Genomic DNA, 2,237 nt, shown 5'->3' on the forward strand with positions numbered 1-2,237 from the left:
GGCTCGACGGCAAGCTGCCCGTCATCCCGGCGGGGGCGGCGGGCCGCGACGAGATCATCCACCTGACCACCGAGGGACTGGCCCGATACTCCGCCACTGCGGCCCGCTCGGCCGAGCCCACCGCGCGCCTGACCTCACCGTGGTCCAATGCCGTTGCGGCACTTACCACTAACGTGACCCCCGAGCTGACCGGACCCGAAGAGCCGGCCACCGAGCCCCCCGTCATCCTCGACCCGCACAACCGCCTGCTGGAGCGGGTGGCCGAGGTGTGCGAGACCCGCTACCCCGACGCCAAGGTCCGCCGCGTCGAGACCGACCCGCCGCACCTGCTCATCACCCATCAGCGCGACGACGTGACCGCGCAGTGGCGCGTCGGCGTGCACGTCGGCGACATGACCCGGCAGGCGATCGAGGAATTCCTCGGCAGCGACCCGGAATACGGCTCCGAGCTCGTCTATCGCGGTGCGCCGCCGCCGCGTTCGCTGCGCGACGAGGCCGCGAGCCACGGCCTGCGGGTGCGCAGCTTCACCGAGTTCCAGGGTCTGCTCGATCTCGAGGACTACATCGCCAAGCAGGTCGAGCGGCTGCGCACCGACCGCCGCTACCCGCCGGACCTGTATGTGCCGCAACGGTTCCGGGCGCTCGAGCACGGCGATCAACGGGTCGACGACGATCTCGTCGCCGAACTGCTGCGCCTCGTCGCCGCCGATCACGGCCGATTCGTCCTGGTGCTGGGCGATTTCGGGCGCGGCAAGACCTTCGCGCTACACGAACTGGCCCGCCGCATCACCGAGACCATGCCGGTGCTGATCCCGATCCTGATCGACCTGCGCACGCTGGACAAGACCCACTCGGTGGACGCGCTGGTCGCCGCGCACCTGGCCAATCACGGCGAGGACCGGATCGACCTGAAGGCGTTGCGCTACATGCTCCGTGAGGGCCGCGTGGTGCTGCTGTTCGACGGCTTCGACGAACTCGTCACCCGGATCAGCTACGAGTTCGCGGCCGACCATCTCGAGACCCTGCTGCAGGCCGCGGTCGGCAAGGCGAAGATCGTGGTGGCCAGCCGCACACAGCATTTCGAGTCGCGCGCCCAGGTGCTGACCGCGCTGGGGGAGCGGGTCGGCCTGCTGCAGGACCGGCAGATCCTCACCATCGAGGACTTCACGCCCGCGCAGGTGCACGCCTTCCTCGCCAACCGCTACGGCGGCGACGCGCGGCGCGCGGACGCCAGGATGCGGCTGATCACCGGCATCGAGGACCTGCTCGGCCTGGCCAAGAACCCGCGCATGCTCAGCTTCATCGCCGATCTCGACGAGCGCAGGCTGCGGGCCGCCGCGGGCGCGCAGCAGACCGTGGGCGCGGCCGGGCTGTACCGGGAGATCCTCGAATCCTGGCTGTCCTACGAGGTGCAACGCACCGCCGCGACGGCGGGCTCGCTGCCGGGGCTCGGCCTCAACGAATTGTGGCTCGCGGTCACCGAATTCGCGCTGCGGATCTGGGAGACCGGCGAACCGTACCTGCGGCTGGCCGAATTGACCGAGGTGGCACAGTCTTTGGTGGAGATGACCGGCGCGAACCGGATGTCGGTGCAGCAGTCCGCGCACGCCATCGGCTCGGGCAGCCTGCTGGTGCGCACCGAGGACAACCTGTTCGGGTTCATCCACTCATCGGTGCCGGAATGGCTTGTCGCCAACCACGTCGCCGAGCAGTTCGCCGCGGGCGTCGCGGCCCCGCCGCAGCTCGCGCACGCGCCGCTGTCCCAGCTGTCCATCGACTTCCTGTGCGATCTCGCCGATGTCCGGCTCGCGCGCGCCTGGGCCGACGGCGTGCTCGACGACCCGATCGCCGACGAGGTCGCCCGCACCAACGCGATCCGGCTGACCACCCGCCTGCGCACCGCGCCGAGCGCCGACCTGCGCGGCGCGATGCTGGTCGGCGAGGATCTGTCCTACCGCGACATGCGGCAGGTCGACCTGACCGGCGCGGATCTGACCGGCGCGCGGCTGGTCGGCGTGAACCTGGAGCGGGCGATCCTGCGCGGCGCCCGCCTGGTCGGCGCGCGGCTGGACGAGGCGAGCCTGGTCGGCGCCGATCTCACCGAGGCCGACTTCACCAGGGCCCGGCTGGCCCGCGCGGACCTGACCGGCACCCGCGCGACCGGCAGCCGCTGGCATCGCGCGGCCCTGCTCGACGTCGTCGGGACCCCGGCCGGCACCGATCTGCGCGGCGCGGCC

General features: G+C 71.5%; 1 protein-coding gene. It reads left to right on the top strand.

The window, feature by feature from the left end; genetic code table 11:
• On the top strand, positions 1 to 2,237 hold a 2,237-nt coding region (locus ON39_RS34180; protein WP_157195553.1), incomplete at both ends, for an NACHT domain-containing protein.

The sequence above is a fragment of the Nocardia tenerifensis NBRC 101015 genome (assembly GCF_000308715.1).
GTDB lineage: Bacteria > Actinomycetota > Actinomycetes > Mycobacteriales > Mycobacteriaceae > Nocardia > Nocardia tenerifensis.